The sequence below is a fragment of the Streptomyces pratensis genome (assembly GCF_016804005.1).
In the GTDB taxonomy this organism is placed as follows: Bacteria; Actinomycetota; Actinomycetes; order Streptomycetales; family Streptomycetaceae; genus Streptomyces; species Streptomyces pratensis_A.
This window is the reverse complement of sequence record NZ_CP051486.1, coordinates 2,382,024-2,399,369: the sequence shown is the minus strand read 5'-3', so window position 1 is coordinate 2,399,369 and position 17,346 is coordinate 2,382,024. Positions and strand designations below refer to the sequence as shown.

The following is a 17,346-nucleotide window of genomic DNA, read 5'->3' as shown; positions in this document are numbered from 1 at the left end:
TCCTTCGGTCGGGTTCAGGCGGTGAGTAGGCAGGCGTCCCAGGCCGTGCGGGGCGGGTCCGTGCTGTCCGCGGTGAGCAGTCCCAGCGCGGTTCCGGCGGCGCCGTCGAGGAGACCGGCGCCCGCCGCGTCCTTCAGCAGCAGGGCGGCGGCGTCGCCGGGGGCGGAGCCGGGCGGGACCAGCACGGTGAGAAGGACGGGGATGGCTGCGCGGAGCTGGCCGGCGGTGGCCCGGTCGGCATCCGCGGCGGCACGCGCCGCGATGTGGATCAAACCGGCGAAGCCGTGGCACAGGCCGTTGTCCGTCGTGACGCGAAGCTGCACGCGGTCGCTCAGCGCGTCCAGCAAGGCGGCCTCGGCCTCGACCTGGAAATCGCTGTCGCCGAGGGCGAGCGCGGCGAGCTGCTGGGCACGGGCCAAGCCCGCGGTGCCGTAGCACCAGCTCGGCCGCCGCGGTGCCGAGGCCGCGGGCCGCCCGCTGCGCAGTTCCTCGCGGGTTATCCAGTACGGCCAAGCCGTGCCGCGCCCGGTGGGCACCTTCCACCGCTCCAGCCAGGCCAGGATGGTGCGCATCGCCTGATGGTGGCCGGTGACGGTGGTGCCGCGGCGGGCGGCGAGCGCCAGCAGCGCGAGGACCGCGCCGATGCCGTGCGCCATGCCGTGGTTGGCGTGCCCGCCGGGGAAGTGGTCGTCCGGACGGCCGGACGACCCGGTCAGTACCCACCAGCCCGGCAGGCGTTCGCGGCTGTGGATGACCGGCTCGGTCAGGCGCACGCAGTAGTCGAGAACGGCCCGGGTCACCGGGCCCGCCGGGTCGCGGCGCAGCAGGTAGGCGCCGTACCCGCTCAGGCCCCGGATGGCGTCGAACTCGGCGAGCGCCGGAAGCTGCCAGGCGTCGATCCGGCGGTGCGCGAGGTCAAGGCGCCTCCGGGCGTCCGCCGTCACCTGCCGGTCCAGCACATCGAGGCCGCGCCGGTAGGAGTCCGGAAGCTGGTCGGCGGCGCACGCCACGGCATGGGCGAGCGCCGGGGCGCCGTAGAAGGGGTGGCTGTCGGGTCCGCTGGTGAAGGGCTCGCGGGTCGCGGCGGCCAGCCAGTCGTGGGCGCGCTGCCAGGGGGCAAGCCCGGCCGCGGCGCGTTCGATGTGCAACAGGGCGATGCCTGTCGGGCCGTAGGCGAGGTGTTGCCGGCTGGCGTCGTCAGTGGCCGCCGTCGGCGCCTGGTCGGGGTGGGCGAGCCGGTCGGCGATGGCGGCGGCCACCGCGGCTGCTGTGTGGGTCACGGTCGCCTCCCGGCACGGGCGGTGAAGGCCAGGGCGGCGGCCCGGGCCAAGTACTGGCAGACCTCTTCCTCGGGGAAGTCCACCGCGACATGCCGCACGAAGTGGACGTGCAGCAGGGAGGCCAGCACGCCGTCCACGGCGATGCCGTCGGCGTGGGGGCCGGACAGGTGCGGCCCGTACGCGGCGAGCGCAGCGGTGCGCTCGGCCCAGGCGTCCACGATCGCGGCGCCGCCGGGCGCTGACCGCAGGGCCGCCCAGTCACCGCGCGGGTCTGCCAGCCGCACGGCGGCGGTGAACTGCGAGCGGGGTACCGGGTTTGGTGCGGTCGGCTCGATGTGGTCGATCAGCCAGCGCGCGCCGGCGTCCGGGCTGCCGAGGAGGGCGGAGGTGATGGCGAAGAAGTGCGCGGCCACGAGCGTGCGCTGCGCGGGCCGGACGGGCTGGGCGAGCTGCGCCACCGTGGCCAGTGAGTCCGCGCGGAACACGGCCTCGGCCGCGGCCCATGCCGGTCCGGAGCCCCACCGGCCCGTCTCGCGGTAGGAGGTGGGGTAGCGCAGGTCCGCCAACAGCCCAGCGGTCCGCAGCTCGTCGGCCCAGACGCTGACCGTGTGGGTGGTGTCGGCGAAGTCCTCCGGGTCCGGCAGCGCGATCCGCAGGCGAAGGTGCTGCCGGGGGTCGCGGAATCGGACGTACCACCAGCGAGGAGAGCCGAGGCGCCGCATCAGGTCGGGCACGTGCCGGGTCAGCAGGGCGTCTTGACGCCGCGGGTCGCCGTACAGGGCTACGAGGAGCACCGGGGAGGTGGCCGGGGTCTGGATCTGGGCTGGGGAGAGCGTGCGGGCGGTGGTCGGCGTGGGAAGGGCAGGCCAGGCCGGAGACCGGACCGCTTTGAGGGGCACCGCGATCTCGTGGGCCCGGCCCCCGGTCCAGCCGTCCGCCCCGGGAAGAGCGGCTTCCGTCAGCAGCGCCGTACCGGCGCGGTCGAGGTGCTGGCGCAGCAGGCTCCGGTGGCCGGGCTCATCGAGGTCGAGCGGCAGGCGCCGGTCGTCTTGGACGAGGTGCACGTGCTGCGGCAGGCGCCGGCGCTCCCGCCAGCCGGACAGCGCCGCGTCCCAGTCCGCGCCGGGGCGGTGACGGTCGGGGAGGTCGCCGGCCTCCAACCTCCAGCGGGCCGCGACCAGCACGATGCGGCCGTAGCGCAGGCGAGGGAGGAACGGCATCGCTGCGGCGGCGCCCCAGTCGAACCGGGTGACCTGGGCGTTCTGCGCCCGGGACACCTCGGTGATCAGCCGCGCCAGCGGCGGGGTGTGCTCGGCAAGGTTCAGTGCATGCATGCCGACGGCCTCGACGCGCAGCCCGCGGTCCGGAGCCGCCAAGTACATCCGGCGGCCGTCGCACGCCAGCGCCAGATCCGCCGGCGAGAGCACTGCGGCGTCGGGGGCGCGGTGCTCCTGCAGGCTGATCACCAACGGCAGCACGCGCGGGGTTCGGGTGACGTGGGTGCTGTCGGGCAGCAGCGCGGGGAAGGAAAGCTGCGCCGCCACCGTGCCCTCGTCAGCCGTGGGTAGGTCAGCCAACTCCGCGCGCAGGCACTCGCGTTGTGTGGTCGAGAGGACGCTGAGGAAGCGTCCGGCGGTAACCCCGGCTCCGCGTGAAACGCTGGTCAACTCCACGGTGAACCGCCCACGGCAGACTTCGGCGAGGGTGGCCGCGTGCAGCCGCACACTCACCTCCAGGTGGGACGGTATCCGCGGCTCCTGCGGGCCTCGGTCCAGGGCGGCCACGATCTCGTCGGTCAGTACGACTTCGTCGCGGCCGTCGAGCGCGGCGGCCTGGGCGAGGCCGAGCAGCACGTCGTCCCGCGGCGACAGGCGCCGGCGGCTCGCTCCGGTCGGCCCGCCCGGGTATCCGTCGGGGTAGCCGATGCCGCTGTCCGCGACCACCTCCAGCAGCGGCACCATCGTGCCGACGCCGAACCGTTCGTAGAACCGCTGGTGGTACTCGTTCCACGACTCGGTGCCGTACGGGCGGGCGCAGATCCTGGTGAGGATCGTGGCGGCGCGCTCGACCTCGCGGGCGACCAGATCGGGGAGCACCACGGTGGCGTCCAGGCACAGGTCCAGGGCGAGCGGGTGACGGCGGAGGCCCGGCACCAGATCGCGCATCCGGGTCGCTACCGCGTCCCGGCCCTCTGTGGTGCCGCACTGCTCCAGCCCGGCGTGGACGGCGCGCAGCTCTTGGACGACGGGCGCCAGGAGACGAATGTCCTCGGCACGGACCGCGTCGAGCTGGGTAACGAGGTGACCGAGCGCGTCGATCTCGGTCGCCGGCGCGTGGAGGTTGGTGATCAGTACGCGCCGCCGCACCAGGCCGGCGAGGAGCCGCTTGACGCGCTCCGGGGCCACGGCCGGGAACTCGGCCATCAGCTTCTCGGCGAGTTCCCCGATCCGGATCGGCGCGTCAGCCGCGCGGAGAATAAGCCGGACCGGCGCCGACAGCTCGACGGACGCCTCGACCGCTCGCCGTTGACCAGTCGGCCCGTCGTCCTGGTAGGGGACGACGAGACTGCCGTCGCGCTCGAAGGTGGTGTTGTTGACGACGACTGACAGGAGCGGCAGCAGCTCTCCGCTCCTTTCTAACTGCTCGATCAGCCTCCCCACCCACTCCGCACCGGCGCGGGCCACGACCACGTGGTTCTGGCCCCAGCGGGCGTGGGGCTCGGCGTCGAAGGTGGCCGTGGTGACTCCGGCGAACAGTCCGAACGGCGTGGCCCGGTGCAGCGCGCGCAGGAGGTAGCGCGCCACCGACACTCCAACGCGGCGGACTTCGCGGGTAGAAGGGGAGTTAGCGCTCTCCAGGACCTCGACTTCGGCGGCGAGAACCGGACTGGCATGACGGAGGGCCTGTGCGATGCCCGGGTCGTGCCAGATGCTGCGAATCCAGGCGAGGCGTCCGGTGGTGACCTCCTCCAGCTCCTCAGCTCGGAAGGACCGGTCGTCGAAGTCCGGTAGGGGAAGCTGGGTCATCGACGGTCGAGCGGCTGCGCGCACTAGGGCGGTCGTGCCCGCCTTGAACGCTGGGGGTATAGCCACGTGACGTGTCCCTTCGTGCGTCTGGAGGGGCGGTCGGAGCCGACGCGCCAAGTAGCGCGCCAGCACCGACCGCGGTTCATGACCTGATGACCGGGTTCAGACGGTCAGGGTCAGTCGGTGAAGGTGACGCAGGCACCGCAGGAGCTGCCGCACCCGTCGTCGGTCAGAACGGTCAGCCCAGCCGCGTCGGACACCTCCAGGAGGGAGACGTTCAGGTCGAACCCGTCCGACTGGCCGCCGACCGTCGGCTCCTGGACCTGGGTGGTGCTCTTGGTGACGATTCGCGTCATGACAACTCCAGGTGATTCGTTGGTGTGTAGGACAGGTGGTACTTGCCAGCGCACTGAGGACCGTGGCGTAGCGACGGGGCTACGCCACGGGTTCAGGTTCTGGCCATCCCGGTCCGATGGTCGGGCCGGGAAGCTCTGGGGTGCCGCTCGACGGTCCGGTCCTTCGCCCAGAACCGCCGAGTGGCCGTCTATGCGGCGGGCACAAGATCGTCCAGGCTGACGACCTCGTAGTCCCGCAGTTCGCGTACGAGCTGAGAGGCGAGAAACCAGCCGATCTGGGGGTGGTTGTAGGGCAGTGGAGCGTCCGAGGCGGCGAGAGGCTGGATGCCGTCGGCGGTGTACTGGTACGGGGTGCCGATGACGCCGTAGAGCGGGAAACGCTTGGCCAGAAGGGCGACGTGGCCCTGGCTCCGGAGACGGGGGCACCGCCGGGCCGCCATCCGGGCGTGCTCCAGACACACCGGCGGCTGCGCGGTCTTCACCGGCCCGGTGTAGTCGTCGCCGTCGTCGGCCGTCTCTACGAAGAGGATGCCGTCGCTACGCTTCAGCGGGACCGTGCACACCTGGCAGCGCAGGAGCGCCATCGTGATGCGCTGGCGGAGCGGGTGCACCAGCCGCCACCTCGGGTTCCCGGTGGGCTGTCCCGCGAAGCCGAGTGACATGGAGTACCGGGCCCACAGCACGCCGCGGAGATCTCGGTCGGGCCCTGCCTCGTCCTTGTACCCGAGCCGCGGGCGCCGGTCAGGACCGATGCGTACGTTCAGGTTGAGGAGGGAGTCCGCCTCTTCGCCTTCACGGGCGGTGATGTACGGAACGACCAGGTCGGCTGCGGTGATCGTCATGCCGCGCTTCCGACCGTGAGCGCGAGCGGCCGGTGGGGGGCGACGATACGGCCGTCGGGGAGGAGTTCTCCGGTGTCCTCGAAGACAAGCACTCCGTTGCACAGCAGGCTCCAGCCCTGCTCAGGGCGGTGCGCGACAGGGCGCGCGGCCTCCCTGTCGGGAGCCATGGCCGTGGGGCACGGCGGGTTGTGCGCACACATGGTGCTCGTCCTCTCGGGTGGGAAGTTGGGCCCTCTTCGGCCAGCTACGGTGCCGTGGGGGAACACGGTTCGGGCACGGCCGAAGAGGGGGACTTGTGGCACCGCCCCATGAAGGCCGCTATGGCTGCTTCGCCGTAGCCGTAGAAGCGCCCCAGGGTGGTGGCAGTGCGGTCGCCCTCGAGCGTGAGTGGCTTCTCCCCCACTCGACGACGAAGCAGGGAGCCGGGTGAGACGACCACTGCACGCGCAGGTCTCTTCAATCGCGGTCATGCCGCGCCCTGCGGGTCACCTGCAGGCACGACGCAAAGGTCGAGTCCCACCTCACGGAGCGGCAGGAAATGTGTTGCCTGGCCGGTGTATCCCTCGAACGTCAAAACGGCTCTCCGATCAGGCGGATTGGTAGACGGTGACGAGCACTGCGAACACGGTGACGACGAGGAGAACCTGAGCGCTGGCCTGTCTCCAGCCCCAGCCCTTCGCATCCATCCACCGCAACGGTCGCCTTCAAGTCGGACCGGACAGCTCCTCGGGGATCACAAGGTGAATGAATGCCTGGTACCGCTCACCCAGCTCCTTGATCACAGCGCGATACTCGTCGTCATCGGAGCTGATGTTGTGCCGGTCGAGGACGATCACGCCTTCCGCGAAGCCGCCTCGGATCAGTCGCTCGACCTCCCCCCAGCCAGGGCGCTTCCAGGGCGGCGTGTAGACGCCACAACCGGCACCCGAGCCGGGGAGACACGTCGTGGTCACGGGAACGGCTACGTCGTGAAACCTCGCTCCCATTACGTAGCCATGCTGCTCAGCCTCGGTCTGGAGGGTGTTCCAGTCCTCATCCGGCCTGGCACTCCTGCTAAGCACCAAGCTGTACGCCAACACCCGGAGACGGCGATCACCGGAGCGGCGGTCACACCTTTCGGTCGCCTCGCGACGGAACTGCTGACGGAGCCGGACGAGCTCGCCGCTGCGCGCCGGACGCTCCAGCGGGGCGGGTTTGCGGTGACACTCCTGGGTTCGAGCAGTGTCGGTGTCCGTTCGGTCCCGGGATCCCATCAGGCTGATCCGTGGACTGGAGACGGCGATCATGTCGCCCAGGCTTCTACGTGTCTTCATGGTCGCCTTCCCCTAGATCGCGCTCAGCCCGCGCAGGGCTCATCCGACGGTTGCGCAATGCGTTCGGTCCGACCGACCACTACGTTCGCTACTGACGTGAATCAGGTCCGTGCCAGGCGCCGTTCGGATACCGTGTGATCAGCTCGTACCGACGATGAAAGCGGTACGGAACCCCGGTGGGCAGGCCCTGGATGGAGCCTCACACGCTGGCTCCGCAGGCCCCATGGAGAGCCGCCCCTGTCGCTGACATCGACCGCGGGTGAACGAAAGTCCACGGTGGAGGAGGAAGCGTGGGGCAGCAGCCGAACGAGCTGACTCCGGACGCCGGCCCATGGCACCGCTGGGGTTACGAGCTACGCCAGTTCCGCGAGGCCCGTCTGCTGTCGCAGCAGGCTCTGGCTCGCAGGGCGTTGATCGACCGTTCACATCTCGGGCGCTTCGAGCGTGCTGAACGTCCCGTCCCGAAACATGCGGCCATCACTCTCGACGCCATCCTCGATGCCGCCGGTGCATTGGTTCGTGGCTGGGACAGCGCGGAGCGCGAGGCACCCCAGGATTGCTCTGTCCCGGTGTCCAGAGCCGGGACAGCGACTCATGGGGCCAGTACACGGGGCCATGGGGCCAGCGCCCCGGAGACCCTGGCCATGAACGCGGTCGTGCGGGCAGGCTCGCTTGGAGACGACACGGACACGGTCGTCGTCCCCGCCCGCATCCACGGAAGGATCCTCTTCGTGCCCGTGCCCCGCCGCGTTGTTCTCGCATCAGGGATCGCCGGCCTGGCTGCGACAGCCATGCCGGCCGCGACGCCGGCGGCTGCCACCGAACTCGCCGACATGGGGTCTCCCTTCGAGCACTTCGCGCAACTCCGCCGGGTCATGATCCAGACCGACAACCTCATCGGCCCCCGGCACGTGTTGCCCGCCCTGCAACAACACCTCGTCTCCCTTGCCATAAGACGTCGATCCGCTCGTGGCACCGACGCCATCGAGCTTCTCGCCTTGGAGACGCGATACGAAGAGCTGGCAGGCTGGTTCGCCCAGGACATCGGCGACGAGCGCAGCGCCCACGGCCACACCGCGAAAGCACTGGACGCTTCCCACATCACCGGCGACACCGATCTCACCGCGTACATCCTCGGCCGTAAGGCCCAGCTCGCCGTCGACACCGGTCATCCTGTCGACGCTCTCGGCCTCGCCGCAGCTGCCCGACGCACCGCCCGGCCCGGAAGCCGTCTCGAAGTCATCGCCGTTCTGCACGAGGCCCACGCGCGTGCCGTACTCGGTGAAGGCGGCGAAGCCCACAGGGCGTACGAGACCGCGCTTGCTCTTCTCGGGCGCGCGGGCTCCGATGGCGTCTGGGGTTCCTGGCTCGATGCGGCGTACATCAGCACCGCCCGAGCCCGCTCCCTCGCCGCACTCGGCGAGTATGCGCAGGCCGCGGCAGGCTTTGACAGCGCCCTCGCAGTGCTCCCGTCCGCATATCGCCGGGACCGCGGTGTCTACCTAGCTCGCGCTGCACGTGCCCATGCGGGCACCGGCAACGTGACCCTCGCTGCCCGAATCGGTGGGCAGGCCGTCGGGATCGCCGCCGAGACCGGATCTGCCCGCATCTTCGGACAGCTCGACCGGCTCGACCAGGCACTGGCCCCCGCAACCGGCGAGGACGGCGTCGCCGAGTTCCGCGCCTCACTCGACCGCATCGTTCTGCATCCCGCCTGACTCACCCCCGTACACCGCCTGGAGATACCGTGCCCCGCCCGTACGTCCTGCTGTCCGCAGCTGTATCGATCGACGGCCACCTCGACACCCGCCCGGGCGAGGACCGGCTCCTGCTCTCCAACAAGGAGGACTTCGAACGCGTCGACTCCGTACGAGCCAGTGTCGACGCGATCCTTGTCGGCGCCGGCACACTCCGCGCCGACAACCCCCGCCTCCTCGTCAACTCCGAGGAACGCAGGGCGTCCCGGATCGCGGCCGGAAAGCCGGAGTACCCGCTGAAGGCCACCATCACCGGAACGGGCGACCTCGACCCCGGTTGGAAGTTCTGGCACCACGGAGGCGACAAGCTCGTCCTGGCCGTGGGCAACGACGCCACCGCGAAGGCTCGCGCCAACCTCGGTGATCTGGCCACCGTGCAGAGCGTCCCCGAGGAGGCCGTATGGCCTGCCGCGCTCGACATCCTCGGCGACGAGTACGCCGTCAGGCGGCTCATGGTCGAGGGTGGCGGAACCGTTCACACACAGCTCCTCGAAGCAGCTCTAGCCGACGAGCTCCAACTCGTCATCGCCCCGCTCCTGGTCGGTCAACCTGATGCAGTGCGCATGCTCGGCCCAGCGAGCTACCCCGGCGGGCCCGCCGCCCGCCTCCGACTTCTCGAGACCCGCCAGATCGGCGACGTGGTACTCCTGAGGTACGCCCCCAAGGAGACCTCAACGGAGTCCCGATGAGCACCACCCCTTCAGCCGGCGCCCCCGGCACCGGCTGCGAGCCCAACACCGCAGACCGTAACTGGCTCGCCCTCGCCTGTGAGCTGGCCGCCCTCTGCCCGCCTTCGGAGACCGCTTTCAGCGTGGGGGCGGTCATCGTCGCGGACGACGGGACAGAACTCGCCCGCGGCTACTCCCGCGAGAGCGACCCCCACGACCACGCAGAGGAAGGAGCCCTCGCCAAGCTCCCCGCCGAGGACGCCCGGCTCGCCACCGCCACGATCTACAGCTCCCTGGAGCCGTGCGCCAGGCGGGCATCCCGACCTCGCCCCTGCGCCCAGCTCATCCGCGACGTAGGCCTCCGCCGCGTCGTCACCGCTTGGAGCGAACCCGATACGTTCGTCGTCGGCGCCGAAGGCACCGAGACCCTCGAAGAAGCCGGCGCCATAGTTCTTGCACTGCCTGAGTACGCAAACGCTGCACAGGCGCCGAACCGGCACCTCCTCTGAACCTCGGATTCAGGGAACCTTCAGCACTTTTCGAGGAGTTTTAGACAGGCTCGTTTTCACCCAAATAAGCAAGCTACTAAAAGATCGCAAAGTGCTTCCAAAACAGGGAATGACCCTTCTTCTCATGGACATGAGATCATGCACAGTGTCCACCCCTCGCACGAAGCTAATGCCCGCAAATAACCCACCCACATGTTCCGCAGAGGTTCAGACACTGCTCGCCCACCAAGAACGATCACCAGGCGGAGTAGCTTCTGGATGGAGACTGATTCATACAGGATGCCTTGCTCAAATTGGTCGAGTGCGGAACGTCTCTTCATACGGTCACTTTCTGAAGAGATGAAACAGCGAGGGCTGCATTGAGCGCTTTCAGCGTTGCCTCTCCAGGGTGAGGACAGCCTTGGTGATGACGGTCATGCGGTTGGGGCTGAACCGGGATCTGCGGAAGATCTGCCAGGACTTCAGCCGTACCAAGCCGCGTTCGACCGGTGCTCTCGCCGCGGCCAGGGCCCGGTTGACGGTGCGCTGGGCCAGAGTGAGTTCACCACCCGGTGGCCGTTTGAGTCCGGTCGCAACCCAGGGGCCGGCACCTTGGTAGGCGCAGTCGGCGAGAATCGGGACGCCCTGGCGTTCGCAGGTCCGGATGATGCGGTGGCTGCGTGCGGCGGTCAGATCGTGAGCACGGCCCGGCAGGGCCGGCGAGATCCACAGAAGCTGGCCTTCGGGCCTGTGACGACCTAGACGTTCGCTCCGTGCCGACGGTGCTTTGCCGAGTAGTCGGCTCGGCTGTCACCGACACGGTCGCACTCGGCAAGGTTCCCGTCCAGCAGTACGAACTCCGGACCATGCTCGCGCAGAGTCTTGAGCAGGCCCGGGGCTCGCTTGGCGAGCAGGGCAGCCTCGCCGGTGACATACGCGTGGGCGGTGCTGACGGATATCCCGAAGCCGGATGCGAGCCGGGTAAGGGTGTCGCGGCGGCGTAGGTACACCAGAGCGACGAGCGCCCGTTGGTGCGGCGGGAGTTTGCAGCGTCGGTCACCCTCACGGGTGACGATGAGCATCGTGACCCACTCGACGAGGGCATGCGGGAGGTCGAGTGCGGCAGGATAGGGAACCAACAGGCTCCTGAGCCAATGGGTTGAGACTTCGAACACCTCCCCCAACGGCACGGAGGCTTTGTGCATTGCGGCCCTCACCTCGGCCTCACCCGATCAGTGGCCACGCCGAAAACGCCCATTCAGGCACGACGGCCCTATTCGGTCGCGCTCCGCGCAACTACGCAACCTCACGACAGCATTCATGGGGCGGATGAAGAAATACGGCTACGACAACGCGCGTGGTGAGGGATGACAGTTCCTATTTGCGGTTCGGAATCCTGTCGTCTCGGTAGTATTGAGCCGAGATCCGCAGGGCAATTGCCCGGTCCAGGAGCATGTGAACGTCTGGATTCATATTGATCAAGCGGAATTTTTGCGCAAATCCTACCGGGCCAAACCTCTCAGCTAGCTTTCCGATGGTTTCGTCGGCAAAGCTGGAACTCACCATGGGGACGCCTGTAAAATCCAGGATTAGATACTGTGCACCGTCGTTGATGTAGCTCATGAGGAAATTGCGAAGCCGTTCTGCTGCAGCCCTGGTTCCAGTCCCCTGCGCATGATCGATGAGATGAATTGTGTGTTCGCCGTACTCATTCTCGATAGACTCAAGACGCAGGTCCTGCATCGGTACGCCCAGCACTTCACCTAGGTTTACCGGCGCCCCGACCTTTAGTTCGAAGTCCACAACCGTGCAATGCGCGTTTGGGTTTATGACCAGACCCCTTGTTTCGCCACCATCTGCGCCGTTAGGGGAGATCTGGAGATACCCTCGACCGGATCTGATTTCCAATTTCCCTCCATTGGATTCAATAACCCCTTTGAGTCCGTATAGGCCGTTCCCTCGTTTATCCCCAGTGCTGCTTACTCCCTGGCGCACTGCGAGGGTGATGGCGTCGAACGCCGTGGGCGGACGGTACTTTCCTCCCGTATAGAATGAGCGGTGCACGCCGATTCCAGCATCTGCTACGCACAGGAGGAGCCTATTGCTAGCCTTCAGGATTTGAGCCATGAAGAAGCCGACTTCGTTACTGGAATGCTGGAATACATTGTCGAGCACTTCGAATAGGCACCAGTTTAGGGCGGCGTAAACTCCATTACCGAACTCAATACGTTCGGCGAGCTCTTCCATTACGCAGTTCGTCAGGTCGAATACCGAGTCTTCGGTGTAGGCCCACACGGTGTTGAGTCGGGAGCCGGGTTCGTTCAAATTGTGTTTGCTGGCCACGAACGGGTTTCGAATCCTTACTCGTTCAATGAAGGATCCGGCTGGGATGTTCGTGAATTTTACATCCATTCCCTCCGATCTGAAGTGATCAATGATTGCCGCCGTAGGTGCGGCCCCTGCCGGATAAATCGCTCCCGTATCGCTCGCATCAATCACAAAACTGCTTGCGCCGGAGTCGTGCGACTTCTTGATTGCAGACAGGAAATCACTAACGTCATAACGCCCGGCGAGCTTGTGTAGCGTGTAAGTAGACGTCGGTTCCTCGGTCATTTTCCCCCACTGTCTCTGCCTCTAGGCGGCGTAGTAAGTATGGCACTGGTGAGGGTTGCGAGCAGAGTCATTGAGTGTTTTCAGAGCGGTCACTGATGGGGTGACGGCGACGAGTGCGCAACGCACGAGGCACCCGTGCCGTTGAGGGAGGTGTTCGAAGTCTCAGCTCATCAGCACAGGTGCCTCGTTGGTCTCCTATCCTGCCGCACTCGAGACGCCGACCACGATCATGGGTTTGCTTCCGACGGGAGCGGGAGATCCGGTGCCGGGTCCGCCGCGGGGGCACGCCTCAATCGGGCTGAGAGCGCGCTCCTATAAAGCCACTCCACGGGGGACGCCAGGGCCGGCGGGGCGGCACATCAAGGACAAGCCACCATGCGGGGCAGCGAAAAAGAGAGCCAACCCCGCCCGTCCTGCCACTCTGGCACCATCCGGGTGCCGGTGTCCCCCACTTTGGCATTGACGCGAAGAAAGCTGTGGCCCGCTTGAGGACGTCGACATCCTCGCGCAGCCGGCGGTTCTCCCGCCGCAACGCGGCCAGCTCCTCATGCTCGCTGCTGGTCAGCCCGTTGCGTTCGCCCTCGTCGACCTCGGCCTGTTTCACCCAGTCCCGCACCGCGGTCTCGGTCAGCTCGAAGTCTTTGGCCACTTGTCCGATCGAGCGGTCGCCTCGTCTGCACAGTCCGACGATCTCGGCCTTGAACTCTGGCGTGAACGAGTGCGAGGGCAGCAAGGCTTCTTCTTCCCCATGCTCTCCATGATGGACATCTTCCCGGGGCTGAACCCCTGATCTCGGATGTCCGTCAAAGCGGCTCAAGCCCACCCCGTCCAACAGCAACCGTCAGTGGGCGAGAAGTGGAGTCCCGTACTCAACAAGCAAGTTCGCCAGGCCTCCGGAGCGTGCACGTGTTCACGACCTGCCGAATGGTGTCGAAGCCTCCAGGCGTACGGAGCGGCGGCAGTCCTGTTGCAGGGCAGACCGGATGGTAAAAGCTTCCTTGTCATGGGCAAGGAATCGAGCCAGCGTGCGGCGGACATGCGGGCTGGGATCGGATGCGAACAGCGGGGCGAGACCAGCCAGGTCGAGTTGCTTGGCCTCGTGGCACCAGAGGCGAGCAGCCAGAGCGCGAGCCCATGGCGATGTGTGTCCCGCCAGGCTTGGGATCAGCGGCGTGAATGACTTGGGGGGAAGCATGGCCAGGTCGCGTGCGACGTGGCGGTCGATGTCCTCACTGTGATGTGCCATCAGAGGCAGGGCGATGGTCACGATCGGGGCGGTGTGGGCCGGTGCATGGGCGAGACGGCATGCGGCGCTGAGACCGGCGTATCGAAGGGTGCTCGTGCCCATATGGATACGGAATCGTTCGTAGGGGTGGATGGTGCCGCGATTGTCTTCGTCGTTGCTGTCCAAGGACCCTTGTGCGGCGTCCATGGCGGTCTGCAGGCACTGGGAGCGTCGTTCTGGGGTGAGTCTCGGAGCTAGGTACTTGAGGGCCTCGAGAGCACCTTGTCGAAACTCCGCCGTCCTGCCGTGATCTCGGGCACGCATGATCAGGGCTTCCGCGAAGGCCTCGCAGTCGACTGATGTCAGCAGGTGGCCTGCCAATATCGCTGATCGGGGAAGCGTTGCCGCTGCGGGTGGGGAGCCGGCACCCGGCCGTGCAAGGTGTCCGTCGAGAAGCGACTGTGCGAGCGAGCGGGCCTCGTCAGCAGATGTGCCGGCCAAGACCAGTGCGAGTGCGGCGTCCAGTCCCCCGCGACCGGCGATGCTGCTGCAGCGGTCGGTGACGACGGAGGGATGGAGCCTGAGGACGTCTCCGGAGGCAAGGACGGTCTGGGCCATTGTGTAGTCGCTTAGCATCGCCTGGCATGCACGGTCGACTGCTTCGACACGCAGCGTGCTGGGGTGGTTCCGGGCGATGGCGAGAAGTGTTCGGGCGTAGGGCCTGCCCACCCTGGGGTCGGCTGTCGTTCCTGTGCCATGCCATGGCTCGGTGACGTCCAGGAACCGGCGGGCTTGCTCACCGGTGAAGGCTGGGGCTGCCTCTGCGAGCAGCCCGAGGGCTGCTTCATGCACGTACGGCATGGCAGGCCGGAGCGTCGCGAGGTCGGACACCTCGCCTAGAGCCAGGTCTGCCCATGCCTGGGTCTGCTCGTCGGGGACCAGGTCGATCATGTTCCGAGCACTGAGGAACATGCTCTTGCGCTTCCATCGGGGTAGCTCCGCCCAGCGCGCTGGCACGGGCAGATCGACTCGCTCTTCTGGGAGGTGCGCACCCAATTCCTTGAGGAGCTTTTCGCTGCCGGCGGCGGTGAAGTGACCTGCCGCTTGGCTGGCCAGTTTGTGCTCGAGGTGCAGCCGCCCGAACAGTTCGTGGGCCTCACGTTCGGCTGACCAACTCGCCGAAGCCACTGCGTGGCGCAGGTACTGCCTCAGGGCCTGAAGCCGCTCTGCGGAGTGATTCTGGTTCGTCAGACGCCCGAGGGTACGCTCACGCACTGAGTTCGTTGCAGACAGGACACTTCCCTGCCTCGCCGCTCGCAGGACCGTGGTTGTTGGGAACACATTGCCGATCTCGCTGGTCTGCAGGTGATAGCGGATCCGCACCAGGCTTTGTGCTTCGATCCACGACGCGGCATCTAGGGAGTTTTCGCAGCGGACGGCGCGTTCAACCGCCTCCTCATAGCGGTCGAGAGCTTGTTGTCCCTGGCCAGTCTCGGCCAGGAAACGCGCATGGCGGGCACGCAGAAGCGCGGTAATCGGCGGAGGGTACGACGAACGCGTCAGCTCTCTCCACGCCGTCCCCGTCTGGTCCGTGTCAGCCAGGCAGGCATGCAGCCGTGCCCCCAGAATCATGTCGGCTTCGGCCGCACCATCGGCGAGGGCTTGCAGGACGGCTGCACGTTGCCGGACCAGGTCCGGCTGCCCTTGGGCAATGGCATGTTCAGCGAACCAGGCAGCCGCGAGGACAGCCTGGGGGCACTCCGGCTGCAGGGCGTCGATGCTGGCGGTGACATCGGCCAACGAAACATCGTGGTAGTGCTCAAAGGCCGCCAGGTCTCCCAGTGCGTTCGCCGAACGAATCAAGTGATCGGCGGCGTCGACCTTCTCTTCAGACAGCCGGTGGATGACGGCATTCGCCAGCCATGGTTCGCCCGCTTCGAGCGCTGCTGCCATGACGGATACGTCTATGCGCGTTCCAGCATCATGATCACCCGACTTGTGCAGGACCTCTGCCTGCCGTCGGCGCGTGGAGAGGGAGAAGGAGGGCCAGCCAGCCTCGTCCAGTGCCTGCGCCAGCCCTTCGTACCGGGCAGCCGCCCCGGCGGGGTCCGACGATTCCAGAGCCCGAGCCTGCGCGAAGCCCTGCTCGAGCCCAAGATGCGCGATAGGACCTCGCGTCACCGCATCGGGCTCAAGCTCCCGCTGTCTTCCAGGCGCTGGGATCGGGGAGAAACGCTGCCTGAGCCGTGCGGCGAGCTCGCGGTGCAACGTCCCCTTACTGAGCGAAGCGGCAGTGGGGGCCCAGTCGCCCACCCGACGCTCGATCTCTGAGAAGACCGCCTCGGCCGCCTCCAGCGTCTTCTCGAAGGCCACTTCTCGGAGGCGGTCGACAGCGTGGCTGCGGTCCTGTCCATCGCCGTCTTCCAGCCGCAGATGCTTCACTCTCAGGCTCGACAGCAACCGCCAAGACAGCTCTTCAGCGCTCACGACGCCTGTGTCGAGATCGTACAGAGCCGCCGCTTCGGCTACGACTTGGTCAAACTGATGCAGACGAGCCCGCAGCTCGGCGTTCGTGGGCCCTGAGCGGGAGGTTGCGTCTCGGAATGCCGCAAGTCCCTTTCCGTTGGCGATCCGCGTGAGCGCCCCCACCTGAAAGGCGTGGACACTACGGTCCACTGCCGCCAGCACCAGTTTCCGATGTCCGGACTCGACCTCTCCCCAGTGCTCAGTGACCTCTCTGAGGTAGCTGCCAACAAGCTTCACCGTCGGCTCGTGCGAGGGCACGAAGCTGGGATCACGCCGGACTCCAACGCACACGGTGAATTCGTCGCCACCACGCTGACGACGCCCGATGATCATGATGTCGTCGACCGGGCTGAACTGGCTCGCCTGCAGACGGATCTCGACGGGCTCGATCAACGCATCACCGAGCTCATCAAGTGAACTGCCGGTCAGCAGCGTCGAGAGCAGAACAGCCGCATAGCGGTGCTCCAGCACCGTTCCCCCACCGCCCATCGAGTACGGCGACACCCCCATAAACGCCCCCACGAAGCTGTCCAAAACTTGTCACTCAGACCATACGCCGCATGCTCGCCCGGCCTGCACGAGACCAGGCCTGTACCCAGGCCAGCACAGACGCGTCATCCGCCCCTTCGCTCCTGGGACTTTTCAGGGACTTTCAGCCCTGCCTGAGGGACTTCCGAGGGACTTTCCGCTGCCTAACGCAGCAAGCCCACGAAAGACCAGAAAGGGCCTCCGACGCAGGTCGGAGGCCCTTTCCAAGGCAAAGCCGCAGGTGGCGGCAGACGAGTCGGGCTGTACGCCGGGTTCCGTCGCCCGACCAAGGACACGGGCACCAGCCAATCTTGGCCGATCAGGTCGCGCGATTCACCGCTTGAGCTTCCAGCCATGCCTCTACCTCCGGCCAGCGGTAGCGCAAATAGCGTCCGACCTTGTGGGCTCGCGGCCCCTGGCGTCGGTGATTCCATATATAGACCGTGTTCAGCGGTACGCCCAGGAAGTCAGCCAACTCCTCCGCGCTCATCAAGGGACTGCGGTCCCCCGCGCCGCCAGCGGCTTCTTCCGCGCGGGCAGTGGTTCGACGCATGGGCACTCCAGAACGGTTCGAAGCGGGCAGGAAAGAACCACGTGAGCAGTATTCCGCCGTGGTGGTGCACGGAACGTTTGCATTAAATTCCGGCCGGACCAAACAGAGGGCCTTTCGACGAAATGCCCACGACTCTTGCGAACTCTCGAAGGACACCGGAGAATCTTCGCT

At 67.1% G+C, this 17,346-nt stretch carries 12 protein-coding genes and 3 pseudogenes; 3 read left to right on the top strand and 12 right to left on the bottom strand.

The window, feature by feature from the left end:
- Positions 1-14: 14 nt before the first annotated feature.
- The 7 genes from HED23_RS10360 to HED23_RS10335 form a co-directional block, all read right to left on the bottom strand.
- Positions 15-1,280, bottom strand: coding sequence for a lanthionine synthetase C family protein (locus tag HED23_RS10360; RefSeq protein WP_203183107.1), 1,266 nt, complete (start codon positions 1,278-1,280; stop codon positions 15-17).
- On the bottom strand, positions 1,277-4,306 hold the full coding sequence (locus HED23_RS10355) for a lantibiotic dehydratase (RefSeq protein ID WP_203183106.1): 3,030 nt from the start codon (positions 4,304-4,306) through the stop codon (positions 1,277-1,279). The genes HED23_RS10360 and HED23_RS10355 overlap by 4 nt, the downstream gene beginning before the upstream one ends.
- A gap of 176 nt (positions 4,307-4,482) precedes the next feature.
- On the bottom strand, positions 4,483-4,662 hold the full coding sequence (locus tag HED23_RS10350; protein WP_203183105.1) for an FxLD family lanthipeptide: 180 nt from the start codon (positions 4,660-4,662) through the stop codon (positions 4,483-4,485).
- 188 nt (positions 4,663-4,850) lie between these two features.
- On the bottom strand, positions 4,851-5,504 hold the full coding sequence (locus tag HED23_RS10345) for a hypothetical protein (RefSeq protein ID WP_203183104.1): 654 nt from the start codon (positions 5,502-5,504) through the stop codon (positions 4,851-4,853).
- The gene (locus tag HED23_RS10340; RefSeq protein ID WP_037830893.1) at positions 5,501-5,704 is read right to left on the bottom strand and encodes a DUF5999 family protein; all 204 of its coding nucleotides are present in this window, start codon (positions 5,702-5,704) and stop codon (positions 5,501-5,503) included. The genes HED23_RS10345 and HED23_RS10340 overlap by 4 nt, the downstream gene beginning before the upstream one ends.
- A 44-nt stretch (positions 5,705-5,748) precedes the next feature.
- Positions 5,749-5,907, bottom strand: coding sequence for a DUF6302 family protein (locus tag HED23_RS36020; RefSeq protein WP_308381898.1), 159 nt, complete (start codon positions 5,905-5,907; stop codon positions 5,749-5,751).
- 301 nt (positions 5,908-6,208) lie between these two features.
- Positions 6,209-6,817 carry a hypothetical protein gene (locus HED23_RS10335; RefSeq protein ID WP_203183103.1) on the bottom strand — a complete coding sequence of 203 codons (609 nt, stop codon included), beginning with the start codon at positions 6,815-6,817 and terminating at the stop codon, positions 6,209-6,211.
- A gap of 290 nt (positions 6,818-7,107) precedes the next feature.
- Between HED23_RS10335 and HED23_RS36015 the strand changes: the two are divergent.
- The 3 genes and pseudogenes from HED23_RS36015 to HED23_RS10325 all read left to right on the top strand — a co-directional run.
- A pseudogene (locus tag HED23_RS36015) lies at positions 7,108-7,326 on the top strand (helix-turn-helix domain-containing protein); the annotation flags it as partial.
- 135 nt (positions 7,327-7,461) lie between these two features.
- Positions 7,462-8,535 carry a DNA-binding protein gene (locus tag HED23_RS10330; RefSeq protein ID WP_238441907.1) on the top strand — a complete coding sequence of 358 codons (1,074 nt, stop codon included), beginning with the start codon at positions 7,462-7,464 and terminating at the stop codon, positions 8,533-8,535.
- Positions 8,536-8,564: 29 nt separating this feature from the next.
- Positions 8,565-9,751: pseudogene (locus HED23_RS10325) on the top strand (dihydrofolate reductase family protein).
- Positions 9,752-10,120: 369 nt separating this feature from the next.
- Here HED23_RS10325 and HED23_RS10320 read toward each other — a convergent pair.
- The 5 genes and pseudogenes from HED23_RS10320 to HED23_RS10300 all read right to left on the bottom strand — a co-directional run bounded on the left by HED23_RS10320 (position 10,121) and on the right by HED23_RS10300 (position 17,112).
- Positions 10,121-10,869, bottom strand: a pseudogene (locus HED23_RS10320) (transposase family protein).
- A gap of 238 nt (positions 10,870-11,107) precedes the next feature.
- The gene (locus HED23_RS10315) at positions 11,108-12,343 is read right to left on the bottom strand and encodes an STAS-like domain-containing protein (RefSeq protein WP_203183101.1); all 1,236 of its coding nucleotides are present in this window, start codon (positions 12,341-12,343) and stop codon (positions 11,108-11,110) included.
- A gap of 289 nt (positions 12,344-12,632) precedes the next feature.
- Positions 12,633-13,076 (bottom strand): transposase, encoded by a 444-nt coding sequence (locus HED23_RS36010; protein ID WP_203183100.1) that lies wholly within the window; start codon positions 13,074-13,076, stop codon positions 12,633-12,635.
- 177 nt (positions 13,077-13,253) lie between these two features.
- Positions 13,254-16,628: a hypothetical protein gene (locus HED23_RS10305; protein ID WP_203183099.1), complete on the bottom strand. Its 3,375-nt coding sequence runs from the start codon at positions 16,626-16,628 to the stop codon at positions 13,254-13,256.
- 313 nt (positions 16,629-16,941) lie between these two features.
- A complete protein-coding gene (locus HED23_RS10300; RefSeq protein WP_338019622.1) occupies positions 16,942-17,112 on the bottom strand; it encodes a helix-turn-helix transcriptional regulator in 171 nt (56 codons plus the stop codon).
- Positions 17,113-17,346: the final 234 nt, after the last annotated feature.

Excerpts from the sequence above, each read along its gene's own strand:
- HED23_RS10355 (WP_203183106.1), bottom strand. The coding sequence starts at position 4,306 with ATGACCCAGCTTCCCCTACCGGACTTCGACGACCGGTCCTTCCGAGCT.
- HED23_RS10350 (WP_203183105.1), bottom strand. The coding sequence starts at position 4,662 with ATGACGCGAATCGTCACCAAGAGCACCACCCAGGTCCAGGAGCCGACG.
- HED23_RS10345 (WP_203183104.1), bottom strand. The coding sequence starts at position 5,504 with ATGACGATCACCGCAGCCGACCTGGTCGTTCCGTACATCACCGCCCGT.
- HED23_RS10340 (WP_037830893.1), bottom strand. The coding sequence starts at position 5,704 with ATGTGTGCGCACAACCCGCCGTGCCCCACGGCCATGGCTCCCGACAGG.
- HED23_RS10335 (WP_203183103.1), bottom strand. The coding sequence starts at position 6,817 with ATGAAGACACGTAGAAGCCTGGGCGACATGATCGCCGTCTCCAGTCCA.
- HED23_RS10330 (WP_238441907.1), top strand. The coding sequence starts at position 7,462 with ATGAACGCGGTCGTGCGGGCAGGCTCGCTTGGAGACGACACGGACACG.
- HED23_RS10315 (WP_203183101.1), bottom strand. The coding sequence starts at position 12,343 with ATGACCGAGGAACCGACGTCTACTTACACGCTACACAAGCTCGCCGGG.
- HED23_RS10300 (WP_338019622.1), bottom strand. The coding sequence starts at position 17,112 with ATGAGCGCGGAGGAGTTGGCTGACTTCCTGGGCGTACCGCTGAACACG.